Genomic DNA, 18,510 nt, shown 5'->3' with positions numbered 1-18,510 from the left:
GTCGCGACTGGTTACAATTCCCACCAGGTTTTGGCCATCAACAACAGGAACTCCTGAGAAATTATACTTAGTCATCACCTCAAGTAATTCCTTTACTGTAATATCAGGAGTAACTGAAATTGGATCTTTAACCATACCACTTTCAAACTTTTTAACCCGTCTTACTTCTTCTGCCTGCTCATTAATCCCCATATTCTTATGTATAATGCCAATACCCCCTTCCTGGGCCAGGGCAATTGCCAAACGAGCCTCAGTAACCGTATCCATTGCCGCTGAAAGCAAAGGCATATTCAAGTCGATAGAACGTGTTAATTTGGTTTTTAAAGACACATCTTTGGGCAAAATCAGGGAATGGGCAGGGACAAGTAATACATCATCAAAGGTAAGAGATTGCTGCACAATGGAAAGAGGCATAGTGTTCTCACTCCAGTAGTTAAAATTAACCGAATAGTCTACTACATTTGTAAAAAAAGTTAAACATTTAATTCATAAATATAACACTTTCGCATCTATTTCAGGTTTAATTTAGATTGAAGCTCTTGACATCTTGAATTATTGAATCAATAGCGTGTACACTGTTGGTTAAATATTGTGTTGAATCGAAACTATAGGAAGGGTTCAGCGTTGGCTAAAATAATTGTAATTACATCTGGTAAAGGTGGAGTAGGTAAAACTACTTCTTCTGCGGCTATTTCTTCAGGTCTTGCCTTATTAGGTCATAAGACTGTCGTTATAGATTTCGATATTGGTTTAAGAAACCTGGATATCATTATGGGCTGTGAGCGCCGTGTAGTCTATGACTTTGTAAATGTCATAAATGGCGAAGCAAGCTTGAATCAGGCACTTATCAAAGATAAGCGAGTACCTAATTTATACATACTGCCTGCATCACAAACTCGAGATAAAGATGCGCTGACTATTGATGGGGTTGGAAAAATACTCAATGAGTTAGCGAAGGATTTTGATTTTATCATTTGTGATTCTCCAGCAGGAATAGAAACTGGCGCATTGATGGCAATGTATTTTGCTGATCATGCAATAGTAGTAACCAATCCTGAGGTATCCTCTGTTCGAGATTCAGATCGAATACTGGGTATATTGGCCAGTAAAACGAAAAGAGCTATTGAGAATGCAACACCAGTTCAGGAACATTTGCTATTAACTCGCTACGATCCAGAACGTGCTGAACGTGGTGAAATGTTATCAGTAACTGATGTAAAAGAAATATTGGCAATTCCATTAATTGGTGTTATTCCAGAATCCAAATCGGTTCTTAAAGCATCAAATACCGGGACACCTGTAATACTTGATGAAGCAAGTGATGCAGGCATTGCCTATCAGGATGCTATAGCTCGTTTTCTCGGAGAAGACAGACCAATGCGCTTTATAAATAACGAGCGTAAAGGCTTGCTTCGTCGCTTATTCGGTAAAAATAAAGAGGAAGTGACAATATGAGTATATTCAATTACTTACGTAGAAGAAATTCTACGGCCTCTGTTGCGAAAGAACGCCTGCAAATTATTATTTCTCATGAGCGTTCACAACGTAACACTCCTGATTACCTGCCTAAACTGCAAGAAGAAATTCTTGCAGTTATAGCAAAGTATGTTCATATCACTAAAGATCAAGTCAGTGTGAATCTGGAACGAATGGGCGATAATGCCGTGCTGGAATTAAACATTACAATGCCAGATGCTGTTGAACAAGCTTAATAAAGCCGGGAAGCAGAACTTATATTAATTAAGATCTTATGCTTGATTCCCCTGCTTTATGCATTATTAATACCAGACTTGCCAAAACTCTTCAAAAATATAATTTCTTTAACCGAAACGATGATCCAGTTGTAAGCTGTTAAATAGTATTCCACATAGAATGCATTTAATAGAACTAGAACACAAATTTTATCAACATTCGGGCTGTATACACATTTCGTTATTGTGAATATAACAGAGTCAATCCAAAACGATATTTCATTAAAATCTAAACTGGGTTGACTTCATTCTGTTCTCAACTACAGAGTCACTAGCGTGAAATAACCAATTGTTCAATAATATCTCAAGAACCAGAGGAGTTTTTCCTATTCAGAATTACCGCTGTCAGCCTAGAGAATTGCCATAAGGAAAGATGTTGTACCTCTATGAAATTACAGTAAATATTGTGATTGATACCGTAATGGTGGCCAACATCGGCAGGAGAATTTACCAAACCAGGAGCAGATGTATTTTTGCTTAAGACAGTGGTTCCATTCCCCTAAGACCTGAAAAGACAGAAGAAACGCCCGCTAAATTACAAATTAGCGGACGTTTTTTGAACTAAACGATTTCTGTTTCCATACCATCTGTTTCAACCTGCTTTTTCCTTGATTTATGATCACTGGCTATTACAGGTCGTCGAAGCTCTTCATCAGCAAAATCATCGACCTTGATGACTTCTTGTCGCGCAATCTCGGCCTCTTCCAATTGCTTGGCTTCATCAGAAGTCAGTATTTCAAGATTTAATGCTTCAGCAATTTGCTCTTTGAAAGTAAGTGATTTCAAGACCTGTTCTTTTGCAGCCTTCATCACTTTTCGCTCCAATTCTTCTGCAGCACAAATTTTGTGAAATGCTTCTTCCATTCGACCTAATGGGCAATACTCACCAGGCTCACGATAAACCAAACGAGTGAGTCGTGTTCTGGTTTCATTAGGCTCAATTAACATACGTGCTAATTGATGCCCTAATCGATCATTAGGAATATGGCGTCTATTACCAAAAGGCTTCAAAATTAATGGCAAGACAATTCGTGCCCAGCGTGCAGGGAAATTAATAATAACACCATGCATCGCATCTTCGCACTCATGCAATAATTGCTGACAGCTCCACTCAACTAAAGGTAAATCAGCTTTGGGTTCACCATCTTCATAGAATCGTTTCAATACAGCGGATGCCATGTACAAGCAACTCAACATATCACCTAATCGAGCAGATAACTTTTCCCGACGTTTTAACTCGCCTCCCATGACAACCATAGAGAAATCAGATAAAAAGGCAAGATTCGCACTGTATTTATGAATTAACTGATAATATCGTTTTACAGAACTCACTGGAGCTTTTGTCATCAGTGCATCAGTCCAGGAGAAGATAAGCGATTTGGTAAAGTTTGCAATAATAAAGCCCGCATGAGCAAAAAATGCCTTATCAAATTGTTCCAAATCATTATTGCGAACGCTTTCCAGTTCTTTATAAACATAAGGATGACAACGTACAGCACCCTGACCAAAAATAATTAAGCTACGGGTAAGAATATTTGCCCCTTCAACAGTAATACCTATTGGCGAACCTTGATATCCTCTTCCCAGATAATTATTTGGCCCAAGACAAATTCCTTTACCGCCATGTATGTCCATCGCATCAAGAGCCAATTCACGTGCACGTTCAGTAGTGTGGTATTTCAATATGGCACCTGCTACAGAAGGTTTAGCCCCATGATCAATTGCTGCAGCAGCCATGGTTAGAGAGGCATCGATAATATAAGTATTTGCAGCAATTCGTGCTAAAGGTTCTTCTATACCTTCGAATTTTCCAATTGGCTGATTAAATTGTTTACGGATTCTGGCATAAGCCCCAGAGGCTAAAGCAGCCGCTTGAGCCCCACCACAAGCACTAGAAGGAAGTGAAATAGCGCGCCCGGCACTCAGGCATTCCATTAACATACGCCATCCTTGCCCAGCCATAGTAGCCCCACCGATTAAATAATCCATAGGAATAAAGACATTTTTCCCTTGAGTTGGGCCATTTAAAAATCCGGTATTTAATGGAAAATGCCTGCGTCCCTTAGTTACGCCAGGAGTTGTTGCTGGAATAAGAGCACAGCTGATCCCAAGATCTTCACCTTTACCCAATAAATTATTCGGATCGAACATTCTAAATGCCAAACCAATTACTGTGGCTACGGGACATAAAGTGATGTAACGCTTATCCCAATTAAGCTTAATTCCGATAACTTCTTCGCCATTAAATTCCTGACGACAAACTATGCCCTGATCTGGAATGGATGCAGCATCTGAGCCCGCATTGGGGCCAGTTAAAGCAAAACAAGGAACTTCACGTCCATCCGCCAAACGGGGTAAGTAATAATTTTTTTGATCTTCAGTACCGTATTTTAGAAGCAACTCGCCTGGTCCTAAAGAATTAGGTACGGAAATAGTCGTAGCAGCAGTAATAGAACGACCGTAAATTGTCACCAGAATTGACATTTGAGCCGTAGCAGAAAACTCTAATCCACCATAACGTTTGGGGATAATCATTCCCAGAAAACGATTATCTTTAATAAATTGCCATATTTCTGGTGGCAAATCAGTACGATTGTGCGTGATATCCCAATCATCAAGCATAGCGCAAAGTGTGTTTACCGGGCCATTCAAAAATTCTTTTTCTTCGTTAGATAAGTCAACTACAGGAGCACTTCGAAGAACTGAAAAATTTGGCGCACCACTAAATAAGTCCCCTTCCCAACTGACAGTGCCAGCCTCTAAAGCTTCTCTTTCAGTACTTGACATTGCAGGCATTGCTTTACTTATTAATTTAAATAAATGCTTTGAGGCTAACGCTCTTCTCAGCGGACGAATGGAGCCTGCGATAAGCACAAGCTGAATAGTCCATAAAACTATTTGAGTAAACACACCAGGAGAACCAAAATACATTATCAATCCCATAAATAATGCAAAACTGATAGCCCACACCGACAGTGCCGCCTGACGGGTTAGTAATATCCCTGCAGCACCAATTGTTGCAAGTATTAAAAGTACATGTAGCACAGCGTTCTCCTTATTATCTGCTGATTTAAAATAACCGTGGATTTACTTCTTAAAGTATAGCATTTATCACGTCTATAACCTGTTTTGCTACAGCCTCCGGATGTTCCATTGGAAATAGATGTGTTCCTTTCGTTTTAACACTTTTAATATTAAAATGGCTCTTCATATAATGCCGATCCATTCGATGAACTACCGTACTTTTATCACCATAAATCAGAGCAGCAGGTACAGATAACATTCCTTTATAAGCTGGAATAACATGGGGAATAGTTCGGTAGATTTGATACTCAATATTCCGGTCAAACCGCAAATGATAACCATCCTCTTTTAAATCCAGTCCATAGGTAATGTAATCATTCAAACATTCATCTGTAAATGTTTTAAATAGATCTCTGGTTTTTAAATATTCCAGTAATTGCTCCTGGTTTTTCCAATATGTTCTTCGACCCTTGGTTCGAAATGCCGGGGTAATTTTATCAATAATCCCCAGTGCTTTAGCCAATCTCACCATATTCGACTTAATAGGCCCAATCAGAGGTGAATCAAGCAGAATAACAGCCCTGAATAGCATTGGCTGTTCAATTGCCGCGAGCAAGCTGAGCACTCCACCTAATGAATGTCCTACAGCAATTACTGGCTGCTGAGCCTGAGTCTGAATACTGGCAATTATTTCAGCAACAAGATCATGCCAATTTTCACTTACCGGATAAGCAGGGTTATGACCTATTCTATCAACGTAACATAAGTCAAACTGCTCTTCCAAGACATTTAAAAATTGCTTATAACAAAGAGAAGGAAATCCATTGCCATGGGCAAAATGGATCAGCTCTCTCATTGAGACACCACTTGCAAGCTTTCAGAGCGCAAGGAATAAATTGCAAAACTATAATACCCTGCCAGTACTATTAATAAAATAAATCCAAATCCCGGGAAGATAAGATTCAAGGTTAAAAAGAGCATCAAAATCGCAAGCATTGGAGTAGATGACACCATAAACAAGCGACAAGATTTTTTAAACCCTAATTTAAAAGAGAAAAAGATGGTCGAAAATACTTGTCCTAAAAAGGCAAGCACTAAAAAGAAAACCGCAAATAACGAATAAAAAATTGCTACGACAATCGGATACATTATCACTTGAGCGGCATATTTTAATCCGTAAATAGAACTGTTATTCACGATGCTGTTCCCATCAAACATCATGTTCATTCCTTTATCAAAAGGCTGAATGACAGAAGGCCCTCGAGTATCTTCATCCACCAGATTCATCATGGACGGTGCAGGCAATTTAAAGGCCATTTGTTCTTTGTTGATTAACAGAGTAAGTTTGGGATACTCTTTTGTGAACTCATTTACAGTTCCGGTAGTATCAATAATAGTTACAATTTGTCCTTTATCATTTTTTATAAAATAAGGCATTGGTTTATCAAATGTTACTTCACCATTTTGAATATAAATTGTAGGTAATTGTTTTATTGGTACTAAAAACAGTTCCTGGAAATCCTTATCGAATTCCTTACTCATGTTTACTGAATAAGGAATTGCCAAAACAGCTACAACCAATAAAAGGTAAAGCAAACCGATGCCCTTCCAGCGTTTACCTACATCAATATACAAACGCTTTGAATAGAACGACATATACAGAGCCGACCAATATCCATAAGATGGGGCATCTACAGGTTTTATAGTACTCTTATTTTTCTTCACACCATTCTCCAATTCGCTTGCCTGTGTCCGGATGAAATACATGTATTTTCATTTTAGGTAATTCAACATGCAACTGTCCACTAGGAAAAGTATAGTCTGCAGGTAGCCGCAAAGTGATACTCTCACCATTTTGCATGCATTTTGCCTGTATTAATTTATCCGCTCCCATATCATCTATATAGTCTATTTTTAATTCGATGGATTCAGGGCTTTTTTCAAGACAATACTGAATATGCTCAGGCCTCATCGCCAATGTAAGCGCAGTATTATCCTCGATGATTTCAGTCCACTGAGGAGCAGGATAATCAATTCCAAGGCCGGTTTGTATCGTCTTTGATTTTTTATCATAGGTCCCCATAAAAAAATTAATCGGATAATGTCCTGTAAATCCTGCGACAAACTGAGTTGCGGGATTCTGATAAAGCTCTTGTGGGGTACCTACCTGCTCAACACACCCCTGATTCAGCACCAATACTCGCTCAGCCATTGTCATCGCTTCTGTCTGATCATGAGTTACATATAAACTGGTTGTATTAAGTTGTCGATGTAATTTTTTTATTTCATGACGCATTTCATTACGTAATTTTGCATCAAGATTAGATAAGGGTTCATCGAATAAAAAAACTGAAGGTGAACGCACCATTGCCCTACCCATGGCAACCCTCTGTTTCTGCCCGCCGGACAGTGCGTGAGGTTTTCTTTCAAGATAAGGTGTTAATTGCAGTAATTGAGCAGCATCAGCAACTCGCTGATTAATATCAGCCTTACTGTATTTACGCATTTTCAGGCCATAGGCCATGTTATCGAATACAGTCATATGCGGATAGAGTGCATAATTTTGAAAGACCATGGCCATGTCTCTTTTAGCCGCAGGAATATCATTAACACATTGGTCATTAATTAATATGCTTCCATCACTTACATGATCGAGTCCCGCAATTAATCGCAGTAAGGTTGATTTTCCACAACCAGATGGCCCGACAACCACCATAAACTCACCCTTTTTGATACTCACATTGATCTGATTCAAAATGGATGATGCCCCTACATTTTTTGTAACATCAATTAATTCAACTGTAGCCATGCTTATTTTAATCCTTTTTCGAACCAGCGTTGCGTCAACATGACCACCATGCAAGGTGGCGCGAGGGCTATCAACGCTACGGTCATAATGTAATGCCATTCGGGAACCTGGTCGGCGACCCCGGCAAGATAACGAATGCCCATTACAATGGTTGCCATTTTGGTTTCAGTAGTGATAACTAATGGCCATAAATATTGATTCCACCCATACACAAATAAAATAACAAATAAGGCTGCAATCTGAGTACGTGATAACGGTAAAACAATATCAAAGAAAAAACGTACAGGCCCCGCACCATCCAGTTTTGAGGCATCAACCAGTTCTTTAGGTATCGTCTTAAAAAATTGCCGAAATAAAAATGTTCCTGTCGCAGAGGCAAGTAAAGGTAAAGAAAGTCCACTAAATGAGTTGAGTAAACCAAATGATGCAACAACCTGAAAAGTAGGGACTATCCTTACTTCAACCGGCAGCATCATTGTTGCAAAAATTAGTGCAAAACACGATTTCTTAAATGGGAAATCAAAATAAACAAGAGCAAATGCAGAGCCCAAAGCTAAGATTATTTTTCCAAAAGCAATAGCAAAAGCCATTAACATACTATTCAACAGCATGATAGTAATTGGCTCACCACCAGTAACAGCTATCCCCTGGGTTAGTACTACTTTAAGATTTTTAAAAAAAGAGGCTCCTGGAAATAGAGGGAGCTGAGACTGCATCATTGCACTGCCTTCGTTGCTCGCAGCAACTACAGCAAGGTACAATGGTAACAGCATCAAAACAATAAATAACCCTAAAAAACCATGTGATATCAGGCGATTAAAATAACTCATTCGTAATGCACCTTTTTTTCCAGATATCTGAATTGCAGTAATGAAACAAAAATAACAATACCCATTAACAAAACAGACTGAGCCGAGGAACTACCTAAATCCATTCCTTCAAATCCATCTTGATATACTTTATAAATTAAATTGGTCGTACTATTTCCAGGCCCGCCGTGAGTCATTACCTGAATAATGCCAAATGTATCAAAAAAGCCATAAATCAAATTCATGATCAAAAGAAAAAAGGTAGTAGGAGACAGCAAAGGAACAATAATCTGCCAAAACCGCCGAAATGGAGTTGCACCATCAATAATGGCCGCATCAATCAGCGTTTGTGGAATGGCTTTAAGCGCAGCAAAATAAAATAAAAAATTATAACTAAACTGCTGCCAGCTTGCAGTTAAAATAACAACCAGTAAGGCCTGGTGCGCATTGTTAATGTAATCAAAATGAATCCCTATCGATTCCAAAAAATGAGTCAACCATCCTAATGTCGGGTGGCAAAGAAAACGCCAAAGTATTGCAGCAACAGCTGGTGCTATAGCATAGGGCCAGATGAGCAATGATTTATATACACCCTGACTTTTAGTTCTATTGCTTACCAGTGTCGCTAACAGAAGTCCTGAACTCATAGTAAGTACAGTGACACTAATAGCTATAACAAAAGTAAACCATACGGCTTTTACATAACCAGGATCTTGAAACAGATCTATAAAATTAGTCAATCCCGCAAAATGCTGATGCAAGCCAAAGGCATCCGTATAAAAAAAAGATTGAATAAACGCGCTGCAAGCAGGCCAAATAAAAAATATAACGGTCACAAGAAGTTGAGGGACTATAAATAGCCATGCATAAAAACTTTGCTGATTAAATTTAGACATTAGCCAACCATAATGCGGTTAATGATGTAATAATAATTACAACATCTCAAATGAAGATTATATAGCGATTTCGAATTAATTTGCGAGCGCTAATCACGATAATATTAGGCTCTGTTGGCATTTGAGTTTAAAATCCAGACTTACCGAGCCTTATTAGCAGTATCTACTACTCTCACAGAAAAAGCCTGGACCTAGGGTTTGAGATGCAATGTCACAGCGCCAAGTATGTCAATTATCAATAAAAGCTTTATCGCCTCAGGCAACTTATTTCATAGGATTTCTGATTTAACATTCCATACACCTTAAATATAAACGATGTTCTGTATTGCGACTTTGTAAAATACAGTCTACGTTTCATATATGAGTAAGGAGAATATTAATGGCAACTCGAATCCCCTCTTCTAGACGAATAAAAAGCTTCAAAAAAAGGCGTCTTCCTTTTGAATGCGTAGCCCTTGTGTTACAAGGAGGAGGTGCTCTAGGTTCATATCAGGCAGGAGTTTATGAAGCCTTGGCAGAAGTTGAATTATATCCTGACTGGATTGCAGGAATTTCGATAGGAGCTATCAATGCAGCAATTATCGCGGGAAATCCTCCTAAAGAAAGGGTAGCAAAACTCAAAGGATTCTGGGAAGCAATTACTGCCAATCCCGGTTGGAGTTTGGCAACCATGTTTGAAAATATGCCTTACGAAGATAACCTGGGACGCAGTTTATTTAATAAAATGAGTGCTCATTTTACTCTGATGACAGGTGCCCCAGATTTTTTTACACCACGCACTCTGCACCCTGTTCTCTGCCCGGAAGGCACAATAGAGGCTACCAGCTTTTATGATACCAATACATTAAAAAATACCCTTGAGCGTTTTGTAGACTTTGACCGCATCAATCATGGAGAGTCGCGCTTTAGCGTAGGCGCAGTAAATGTAAGCACTGGAAATTTTATTTATTTTGATAACACATGCCATGAAATCCGACCGGAACATATAATGGCAAGTGGTTCATTACCGCCAGGCTTCGCGGCTACTGAAATTGATGGCGAATTTTATTGGGATGGTGGTCTCATTTCAAACACTCCTTTGGAATGGGTAGTAGATGGGCGTGTCAGACAAGATACTCTTGCATTTCAGATTGATCTTTGGAGTGCAAGAGGTGACTTACCAAGAAATCTATCCGACGCAATGACCCGTCAAAAAGAAATTCAATATTCCAGTCGAACTCGTGCCTCAACAGACCGTTTCAAGTATGTTCAACGAGTACGCTGTGCCCTAGCTAATTTGATTTCCAAATTACCGCTGGAATTACAACATGATGAAGACGTAGAATTACTTAAAAAAGTCGCAGATCATAAAGTGTATAATATTATTCAGCTCATTTATCGAGCGCGTAAGTATGAAGGTTTTTCTAAAGACTATGAGTTTTCTCGTTTGAGTATGAAAGAGCATTGGCAAGCAGGTTATCAGGACGCGGCAATTGCTTTGCAACATCCTGAGATATTCAATCGTCCAGATAATATAGAAGGAGTTTCTACTTTCGATTGCTCAAAAGATCTAAAACTATAATTTCCGAGATGCTCTCATTCGGAATCTTTTACCAAATTTTTAGAATTCAACGTTAATGTTCGTTCTAACAACTGAGTATAAATTGGTTTATTTCGAGCTAATTGCACGATAGTTGTTGAGGTAATACAAGTAATCATCAAGGGCAATATAAGGGAATAATTCTGAGTCATTTCAACGACTAAAACTACACCAGTAATAGGCGATCTGACGGTTGCCGCAAACAATGCCCCCATACCTGCAACTGCAAACATTCCAGGATGAATTGAAGGATCAATATTAAAATATTGAAATAAATGAAACATAGCTAATCCCAACAGAGTTCCCAATGCGAGCATAGGAGCAAAAATTCCGCCAGGAACACCGGTAGAATAGGACAGCATCGTAGTAAAAAACCGGATGACAATCAGAACACATAAAAGACCAAACATCGGAGACATCGTCAGAGCCTGATTGATAATTACATACCCACCACCGACCATTTGGGGATAGCTGTACGCTAAAGAGCCAATTAATAAACCGACTAGCAACACATAATAAATTTTATGCCTTGGACTGACTTTATCTAAAAGACCTAGAATCCTCATTAACGTTACGTTAAACAAAAGTCCTATCAGACCAATAACAATGCCAAATAAACAAAACCACCACAAAGCACTCAAGGTAGGTAATTCGAATAACTGCATTTGAATCGCCGGTTGTGATCCTATAATTACATGCAAAGTAATTGTAGCCATGACGCAACAAATAATTACCATTTTAAAATTAGTAAACGAATAATTAAATTGATTACGCATTTCTTCCATAACAAATAATACACCAGCAAGAGGTGCATTAAAGGCTGCCGCAAGACCAGCTGCAGAGCCCGCAGCAATTAAGGTATCTCGCCTGCGGCGAGGTAGCCGAAGCATATCACCTAACATTTCACCAAGATTTCCTCCCATTTGAATGGTGGGGCCTTCACGTCCAACAACCAGCTTTGATGAGATAGCCAAGATGCCAGAGAAAAATTTAACGGGTATTAACCGCTTCCAAAAAATAGGCCGAATATGAAGCAGAGTGCCTTCGATTTCTGGCACACCACTTCCCGAAGCTTCTGGCGCAATATGTTTCACACCAAGAAAAGCGATTAAAATCATTAACATAGAGACTACAGCTGAAACAATACTCACGGGCCAGCCCTGAGTATGAACGAAGTGGTATAATGATTCCATTAATGCATCAAGCCATCCAATGGCTAACTGAAATAATGATGCTATAGTTCCGGTTAAAACACCTAATATCATCGAAACAGCATATAAAATCAGGATCTTCTTACCCATTCATTCCACCATATTCATTAAATTAGTAATGATTTTAAATCCAGTCTGATCAGTTAATGAAAGAATCGTTTCCGGATGAAATTGCACCGCATGAATAGGTAAATGCCTGTGTGACACAGCCATCACTACGCCATCCTCACTCATGGCAGTTACTTCCAGTTCTTTAGGCATTGCCGATAATCGTGCATAAAGAGAGTGGTATCTGCCTACTTTGATACGTTCACGCAAATGACTAAAAAGACCATCCGATTTTAATATCTTAATTATTGAAGGCTTTCCATGCATAGGGTAATCAAGAACATCCAGTATTCCGCCAAAATGTTCGACTATTCCTTGAAGCCCCAGGCAAACGCCAAAGACAGGAATTGTTTGCCTAATGATTTCATCAAGGGTAGCAGACAAATTAAAGTCACTGGGTTTACCAGGGCCTGGTGATAAAACAACCAGGTCATAATGATTATTCTTTAAATAATTTAAAGCATTGTCATAACGAATAGTGCTGACTTCAGCCCCTGTCTGCCGAATATAATTTGCCAAGGTGTGAACAAATGAATCCTGATGATCAATCAACAATACCTTTTTCTTCCCCCCAGTTAATGGTAACGGATTTTGAGTACCGCTGTTTTTACCCTGGGTATTTTTTAATAGATCTAAAAAGGCTGAGGCCTTCAAACGAGTTTCCTGCTCCTCAGATTCAGGGACTGAATCATAAAGTAGTGTCGCTCCGACCCGAACTTCAGCTATGCCCTTTTCGATACGAACAGTTCTTAATACCAGTCCGGTATTTAAATTTCCATCAAACCCAAACCAGCCGACCGCCCCCGCATACCATTTGCGAGGTGATTTTTCATGTTGTTCTATAAAATTCATTGCCCATATTTTGGGGGCACCAGTAACGGTGACAACCCACATATGAGTTAAAAAAGCATCCACCGCATCAAATTCATCCCTTAGTATCCCCTCGACATGATCAACGGTATGAATGAGACGAGAATACATTTCAATTTGCCGACGCCCAATGACCTTGACGCTGCCCGCTTCACATATTCTGGATTTATCATTTCTATCAACATCAGTACACATAGTTAATTCAGACTCTTCTTTCTCTGAGTCGAGTAAAATCTGAATATTCTGCGCGTCTTCAATGGCATCGGAGCCACGTTTGATTGTTCCTGAAATAGGACAGGTTTCAACTCGACGTCCCTGCACACGAACATACATTTCAGGCGAAGCCCCTACCAGGTATTCTTCTTCTCCCAGATTAATAAAAAATCCATAAGGGGACGGATTAACACGCCTCATTTTATTAAATAATTCAGAGGGCAATTCCGCAAAATGAGAATAAAACGTTTGGCTAGGCACTACTTCAAATAAATCGCCACAAGCAAAGCGTTCTTTAGCCTTGTGTACCACTTCAGCATACTCTCCTTCGGCATGATCACACTCTACGACAGGTTTATTGGGTGCCTGATAAGGAGAATAAACTCCATCTCTTGCCAAAGACTGAGTGGATTTACCTTGATATTGAAAATCATATCGTCTTAAAAAAGCTTCTTCTTTCCTATGGTTGATAATATATATTTCGTCAGGAAGATAGAGAACCATTTCTCTTTGTGAGTCATCTCTTTGCTTGTGTCTGACAAGTTGTTCAAATTGATAGATCAGATCAAATCCAAAAGCGCCGTATAACCCTAAATAAGGCTCCTCATCTGATTTGAAAAAGGCGAGTAATAATCGAATGACATTGAATACTGAAGGCTGATGACTACGGTGCTCTTCACTAAAGACTTCTTGTGAAGGTTTAATTTTGAGCTGCAAAAGATGATTTGAACTCGAAACAGTTTCCAGATGCTCTTGCGTCGATAGTAACGGATTGATACAAGCTAACAATACTTCGCCTCGCTGATTTAATGCTTCAATTTTAATAGAATCATCTTTGCAAACAATGGCTAGAGGCGGATTATAAAAGCCTATGTCCCAACAGGTGTAGCGCCCGGGATATTCGAAGCTTGATGCAAATAATGCACCTCGATGTGAATCAATACGCTGCAGCAAAGACTCAATTCCCTGGCTATAATCCAGAGCTTCCTGAGTAAACTCAACATGAACACCGCCCTGGGTTTTATAATGTTGTAACATGGCTTTAAAACTCAACTATATTATTAATGGACAAGTATTCATTCTACTGTAAAAACATCCGTCTGCAATAATAAGCTGGATAATTCCGTATCCATGGTATTCAAGACTTCATTTTCATCATAATCTCGCTATAATGAGACACTTTCAACCTGGATTCCATTATGACCATATCCACCAAAGATCTGGAAAAAATCGCCCGTTTGGCTTATCTGGATATTGATTCAGAGCATTCGTCTAAGTTAACTCAGGAAATCAGTTCCATAATGGATTTTGTCGAGCAACTGCGCTCAGTAAATACCAATGAAGTAGCTCCGCTTTATCATCCCTTTGCGTTACACCAACGCTTGAGAACCGATGAAGTTACGGAAGCAGACTGTATTGCTGAATTGGAAGCTATTGCCCCAATGTTTGAAGACAATCTGTATTTAGTACCCAAAGTTATAGAGTCAGGTAAATAATCATGGAACATTTTTCACTGAATCAACTGGCACAGGCACTCCGAAATAAAGAGCTATCAAGCGTTGAGCTCACAAAAGCCTGCCTCGATAAAATGCAACTCAATGAGCACCTCAATGCCTTTATAAGTATTGATAAAGAACAAGCCCTGATTGAAGCGCATCAAGCAGATCTGATATTAAAAAAAGGAGAAGGAGGTTCTCTGACCGGGATTCCCATGGCACTAAAAGATCTGTTCTGTACTAAAACCATGAGAACAACCTGTGGTTCCAAAATGTTAGCTCATTATCAATCTCCTTACGACGCTACGATAACAAGCAAATTAAAAAACAAAGGTGCTGTTTTGCTTGGTAAAACTAATATGGATGAATTTGCCATGGGTTCAGCCAATGAAAACAGTTATTTTGGCGCAGTAAAAAACCCATGGGATAACGAGCGCGTACCTGGTGGCTCATCTGGCGGTTCAGCTGCAGCAGTAGCTGCCGGGCTTGTCCCCTACTCTATTGGCTCAGACACAGGCGGCTCCATTCGACAACCAGCGGCCTTTTGTGGCATTAGCGGAATAAAACCAACCTATGGGCTAGTATCCCGTTTTGGAATGGTTGCTTATGCATCGAGTCTTGATCAAGCAGGACCAATGGCCAGAAGTGCAGAAGATCTTGCATTTATATTAGAGGCGCTGACTGGCTTTGATCCACAAGATTCAACTTCTGTTGATAACCCTGTTCCTGACTATATAGCTGAAATTAATAAACCATTAGATAAATTACGAATAGGTCTGCCAACCTGTTTCTTTCAACCAGAAGTAGATCAAGGCATTCAACAGGCTATTCTTCAGGCAGTTAATGAATTTAAACTGCTTGGTGCAGAAATTGTTGAAATGGACCTTGCTCTTCAACCACTATGGGTACCTTGTTATTACGTGATTGCCTGTGCAGAAGCATCCTCAAATCTTTCACGGTATGATGGCATACGGTTCGGACATAGAAGCACTCAAGCATCCAGCCTGATTGAATTAATAACCAACTCACGCAGTGAAGGCTTTGGTGATGAAGTCAAACGCAGAATTATTACTGGAACTCATGTGCTTTCAGCAGGATACTTCGATGCTTATTACGTACAAGCGCAAAAAATTCGCCGCCTGATTCAGGAGGAGTTAACAACTGCATTGAATACTGTAGATGTTATTCTTGGCCCTACTACACCAACCTGTGCGTTTAAACTGGGTGAAAAAATAGCGGATCCAATCCAAAACTATCTTGCGGATGTCTTTACTGTTGCAGCAAACCTTGCAGGACTGCCAGCATTGTCTATACCCGCTGGCTTTGATAAGGGATTACCCGTTGGTCTGCAATTAATGGGAAGACACTTTAGTGAAGGCCGTTTGCTTAATATTGCCCATCACTACCAACAACAGACCAGCTGGCATTTGTCCAGCCCTAACAATAAAGGGTGATTTATGGAATGGGATACTGTAATTGGTCTAGAAGTCCATGCCCAATTAAAAACTAAATCCAAATTATTTTCAGGCGCTTCAACTGCATTTGGAGCGAGACCAAATTCGCATACCTGTTTCATTGACGCGGGTTTACCAGGGGTACTTCCTGTATTAAACCAGCAAGCCGTAGTAATGGCCATCCAATTGGGATTAGCAATCAATGCCGATATTAATGACGCATCAGTTTTTGAAAGAAAAAATTATTTTTATCCCGATTTACCTAAAGGTTATCAAATCAGTCAATTTCAACGACCGATAGTTAGTAATGGGCACTTAAATATCATGCTCGATGACGGCACTATCAAAGTAATTGAGATTGTTCGGGCTCATCTTGAAGAAGATGCAGGAAAATCATTGCATGAAGCACATCAGAATTATACAGGGATAGATTTAAATCGGGCAGGAACACCATTGCTTGAAATTGTAACTGCTCCTTGTATGTATTCAGCAGAAGAAGCCATAAAATATTTAAAAACCTTACATCAATTGGTTCGCTTTCTGGGAATATGTGATGGCAATATGCAAGAAGGTTCATTCCGTTGTGATGTGAATATCTCCTTAAAACCCAAAGATTCAAGCACATTAGGTACTCGAACTGAGCTAAAAAACCTCAATTCATTCCGCTATATTGAAAAAGCAATTGCTTATGAGCAAGCACGGCATCAGGATTTATTGGAACAGGGACAGAAAATTACTCAAGAAACGCGTCTCTATAACCCGGATACTAATTCTACTCATCCCATGAGAGATAAAGAAAATGAAAACGACTACCGTTATTTTCCAGATCCCGATCTGTTGCCCATTGAAGTTACTCGATATCAAATAGCTGAAATTAAAAATAATTTACCTGATTTACCAGCCAAAATTTATCAGCAGTTAAAAAAGACTCCCCTATTAAATGATGAAGATATTAATTTTATTTTATCATCACCAGAAGCTTATCAGTTTTATAAAGAAATCAAATCAATCAGCAAAAGCCCTGAAAAATTAATCATCAACTGGCTCAAAGGTCACTATGCAGCCTTGCTTAATGAGCACAATTTAACGTTTGAAACCCTGCCTGTTTCAGCAAACACCATGGCTAATCTGCTTGATAAAATTCACAACAATGCTCTTTCATCAAATAATGCAAAATTAATTTTCACCAAACTTTGGGAAGGTGAAGACGATGTAGACGCCATCATTCAACGAGAGGGCTACCAACAAATGGAAGATAGCTCTGCCCTTGAAGAAATGATTATTAACGTAATTCAGCAATATCCTGAACAAACAGCAGAATACCGTGCTGGAAAGGAAAAGCTATTGGCATTTTTTGTAGGTCAGATAATGAAACAAACAAAAGGCCAGGCAAATCCAGAACAAATTAATCAGTTATTAAAAAAACACCTTAATACCTGAGACCATTCTCTGAAATTCATATGATGACTTCGTAGATCGGGCCCATGGCCCGACATCTGTTTTAAGCTTGAAACTTGCGCTAATTGAACTTTATTGTTATAGATCCAGGGTCTTTACGGAGCATTCGAAAGTTGTTTATTTACTTAATTTTTAGTTAATAAATGATCTGTATAATTCAAATTATACGAATATCCAGGGGAATTCATATGAGTAAGAAATCATTTAATTTGGTGTACTCCACTCAACCACATAATTCATTCAATTTTTTCCATAATTTAAAAAAAATGAATGAAGTTGTTCTTAAATTTAAAACAGAAGATGTGATAAATGATTTCAATTCAACTGACGAAGCTGAAATTGGACGAGGAAACACATATGCGGTATTTCCTGAATTAGCCCAATTGGTTTAAAATCAAGAAAAAATAACCATGGATGCGTTTAGACACTCCCTGAAAGCAAGAGGAGTAACTGATGTTATTTTTCAAAATAAAATCCTGTCATTAGTTTTGCAAAGTAAAGCTGGATTACAGTTTGCCCTGGGGAATGTACTCAACGGCTTACTAATGGACAATAACCATATGTTTTTAATGCAGTCTGATTATAATGTAAATATTAATGTTATAGATGGACAACATATTAAATTAACATTGGAAGGAAACTGGCGTAACATAAGGAGCGAGACAGATGCTCCTGATTTGAAAGCGGACATAACAGTTGATATCAGTTCTGAAAAGGTTTCTATTGAATCATTTCAAGTGACTCAACTATCGAATAGTCCTGAAACAAAAAGCGCCTTTAAATTTCTTGAAGCAAACCAGGCAGGTCTACTCGAAAAAATCTTTATATTTTT

Annotated in this window: 17 protein-coding genes; 8 read left to right on the top strand and 9 right to left on the bottom strand. The window is 39.0% G+C overall.

Features of this window, described 5'->3' with window-relative positions; genetic code table 11:
* Positions 1–414, bottom strand: a 414-nt coding sequence (locus Q0495_RS02200) for an IMP dehydrogenase (RefSeq protein ID WP_298622574.1), incomplete at its 3' end; no start/stop codon positions are given.
* A gap of 210 nt (positions 415–624) precedes the next feature.
* Between Q0495_RS02200 and minD the strand changes: the two genes are divergently transcribed.
* Together minD and minE are read left to right on the top strand one after the other, a co-directional pair.
* A complete protein-coding gene (minD, locus tag Q0495_RS02195; protein WP_298622573.1) occupies positions 625–1,455 on the top strand; it encodes a septum site-determining protein MinD in 831 nt (276 codons plus the stop codon).
* Positions 1,452–1,712 carry a cell division topological specificity factor MinE gene (minE, locus tag Q0495_RS02190; protein WP_298622572.1) on the top strand — a complete coding sequence of 87 codons (261 nt, stop codon included), beginning with the start codon at positions 1,452–1,454 and terminating at the stop codon, positions 1,710–1,712. The genes minD and minE overlap by 4 nt, the downstream gene beginning before the upstream one ends.
* A gap of 600 nt (positions 1,713–2,312) precedes the next feature.
* Here the strand turns inward: minE and Q0495_RS02185 are convergent.
* From Q0495_RS02185 to Q0495_RS02160, 6 genes are read right to left on the bottom strand one after another with little or no spacing between them, the layout of a single operon-like run.
* Positions 2,313–4,796: an acyl-CoA dehydrogenase gene (locus Q0495_RS02185; RefSeq protein WP_298622571.1), complete on the bottom strand. Its 2,484-nt coding sequence runs from the start codon at positions 4,794–4,796 to the stop codon at positions 2,313–2,315.
* 49 nt (positions 4,797–4,845) lie between these two features.
* Positions 4,846–5,631: an alpha/beta hydrolase gene (locus Q0495_RS02180; protein ID WP_298622570.1), complete on the bottom strand. Its 786-nt coding sequence runs from the start codon at positions 5,629–5,631 to the stop codon at positions 4,846–4,848.
* Entirely contained in the window at positions 5,628–6,500 is an 873-nt protein-coding gene (locus Q0495_RS02175; RefSeq protein ID WP_298622569.1) for a DUF1189 family protein, read from the bottom strand. The genes Q0495_RS02180 and Q0495_RS02175 overlap by 4 nt, the downstream gene beginning before the upstream one ends.
* Positions 6,487–7,584, bottom strand: coding sequence for an ABC transporter ATP-binding protein (locus Q0495_RS02170; RefSeq protein WP_298622575.1), 1,098 nt, complete (start codon positions 7,582–7,584; stop codon positions 6,487–6,489). Before Q0495_RS02170 ends, Q0495_RS02175 begins: the two co-directional genes overlap by 14 nt.
* Before the next feature lie 2 nt (positions 7,585–7,586).
* The gene (gene ugpE / locus Q0495_RS02165; protein ID WP_298622566.1) at positions 7,587–8,414 is read right to left on the bottom strand and encodes a sn-glycerol-3-phosphate ABC transporter permease UgpE; all 828 of its coding nucleotides are present in this window, start codon (positions 8,412–8,414) and stop codon (positions 7,587–7,589) included.
* On the bottom strand, positions 8,411–9,289 hold the full coding sequence (locus Q0495_RS02160) for an ABC transporter permease subunit (RefSeq protein ID WP_298622564.1): 879 nt from the start codon (positions 9,287–9,289) through the stop codon (positions 8,411–8,413). The genes ugpE and Q0495_RS02160 overlap by 4 nt, the downstream gene beginning before the upstream one ends.
* A gap of 379 nt (positions 9,290–9,668) precedes the next feature.
* Between Q0495_RS02160 and Q0495_RS02155 the strand changes: the two genes are divergently transcribed.
* Positions 9,669–10,850 carry a DUF3734 domain-containing protein gene (locus Q0495_RS02155; RefSeq protein WP_298622562.1) on the top strand — a complete coding sequence of 394 codons (1,182 nt, stop codon included), beginning with the start codon at positions 9,669–9,671 and terminating at the stop codon, positions 10,848–10,850.
* A 14-nt stretch (positions 10,851–10,864) separates the two neighbouring features.
* Here the strand turns inward: Q0495_RS02155 and clcA are convergent, their stop codons facing one another.
* Positions 10,865–12,169 (bottom strand): H(+)/Cl(-) exchange transporter ClcA, encoded by a 1,305-nt coding sequence (gene clcA / locus Q0495_RS02150; protein WP_298622559.1) that lies wholly within the window; start codon positions 12,167–12,169, stop codon positions 10,865–10,867.
* Positions 12,170–14,308 (bottom strand): anthranilate synthase component I, encoded by a 2,139-nt coding sequence (locus Q0495_RS02145; RefSeq protein ID WP_298622557.1) that lies wholly within the window; start codon positions 14,306–14,308, stop codon positions 12,170–12,172. It abuts the gene before it with no gap.
* A 161-nt stretch (positions 14,309–14,469) separates the two neighbouring features.
* On the opposite strand from Q0495_RS02145, the gene gatC reads away from it, so the two are divergent.
* The 5 genes from gatC to Q0495_RS02120 form a co-directional block, all read left to right on the top strand.
* Positions 14,470–14,766 (top strand): Asp-tRNA(Asn)/Glu-tRNA(Gln) amidotransferase subunit GatC, encoded by a 297-nt coding sequence (gene gatC, locus Q0495_RS02140; RefSeq protein WP_298622554.1) that lies wholly within the window; start codon positions 14,470–14,472, stop codon positions 14,764–14,766.
* A 2-nt stretch (positions 14,767–14,768) separates the two neighbouring features.
* Positions 14,769–16,220 (top strand): Asp-tRNA(Asn)/Glu-tRNA(Gln) amidotransferase subunit GatA, encoded by a 1,452-nt coding sequence (gene gatA / locus Q0495_RS02135; RefSeq protein ID WP_298622551.1) that lies wholly within the window; start codon positions 14,769–14,771, stop codon positions 16,218–16,220.
* Positions 16,221–16,223: 3 nt separating this feature from the next.
* Positions 16,224–17,660, top strand: a complete 1,437-nt coding sequence (gene gatB / locus Q0495_RS02130) for an Asp-tRNA(Asn)/Glu-tRNA(Gln) amidotransferase subunit GatB (protein ID WP_298622549.1) — start codon at positions 16,224–16,226, stop codon at positions 17,658–17,660.
* A 206-nt stretch (positions 17,661–17,866) separates the two neighbouring features.
* Complete coding sequence (locus Q0495_RS02125) at positions 17,867–18,070, top strand: hypothetical protein (RefSeq protein WP_298622546.1); 204 nt, start codon at positions 17,867–17,869, stop codon at positions 18,068–18,070.
* A gap of 18 nt (positions 18,071–18,088) precedes the next feature.
* A partial coding sequence (locus tag Q0495_RS02120; protein WP_298622544.1) for a hypothetical protein occupies positions 18,089–18,510 on the top strand: 422 nt, incomplete at its 3' end.

The sequence above is a fragment of the uncultured Legionella sp. genome, from assembly GCF_937871865.1.
Classification (GTDB): domain Bacteria; phylum Pseudomonadota; class Gammaproteobacteria; order Legionellales; family Legionellaceae; genus Legionella.
The sequence above is the reverse complement of the archived record's forward strand: the minus strand, read 5'-3'. Positions and strand labels throughout refer to the sequence as shown.

Coding starts and splice junctions, on each gene's coding strand:
- minE (WP_298622572.1), top strand. CDS start 1,452: ATGAGTATATTCAATTACTTACGTAGAAGAAATTCTACGGCCTCTGTT.
- Q0495_RS02180 (WP_298622570.1), bottom strand. CDS start 5,631: ATGAGAGAGCTGATCCATTTTGCCCATGGCAATGGATTTCCTTCTCTT.
- Q0495_RS02155 (WP_298622562.1), top strand. CDS start 9,669: ATGGCAACTCGAATCCCCTCTTCTAGACGAATAAAAAGCTTCAAAAAA.
- Q0495_RS02145 (WP_298622557.1), bottom strand. CDS start 14,308: ATGTTACAACATTATAAAACCCAGGGCGGTGTTCATGTTGAGTTTACT.
- clcA (WP_298622559.1), bottom strand. CDS start 12,169: ATGGGTAAGAAGATCCTGATTTTATATGCTGTTTCGATGATATTAGGT.
- Q0495_RS02125 (WP_298622546.1), top strand. CDS start 17,867: ATGAGTAAGAAATCATTTAATTTGGTGTACTCCACTCAACCACATAAT.
- Q0495_RS02170 (WP_298622575.1), bottom strand. CDS start 7,584: ATGGCTACAGTTGAATTAATTGATGTTACAAAAAATGTAGGGGCATCA.
- gatA (WP_298622551.1), top strand. CDS start 14,769: ATGGAACATTTTTCACTGAATCAACTGGCACAGGCACTCCGAAATAAA.
- gatB (WP_298622549.1), top strand. CDS start 16,224: ATGGAATGGGATACTGTAATTGGTCTAGAAGTCCATGCCCAATTAAAA.
- gatC (WP_298622554.1), top strand. CDS start 14,470: ATGACCATATCCACCAAAGATCTGGAAAAAATCGCCCGTTTGGCTTAT.
- Q0495_RS02160 (WP_298622564.1), bottom strand. CDS start 9,289: ATGTCTAAATTTAATCAGCAAAGTTTTTATGCATGGCTATTTATAGTC.
- ugpE (WP_298622566.1), bottom strand. CDS start 8,414: ATGAGTTATTTTAATCGCCTGATATCACATGGTTTTTTAGGGTTATTT.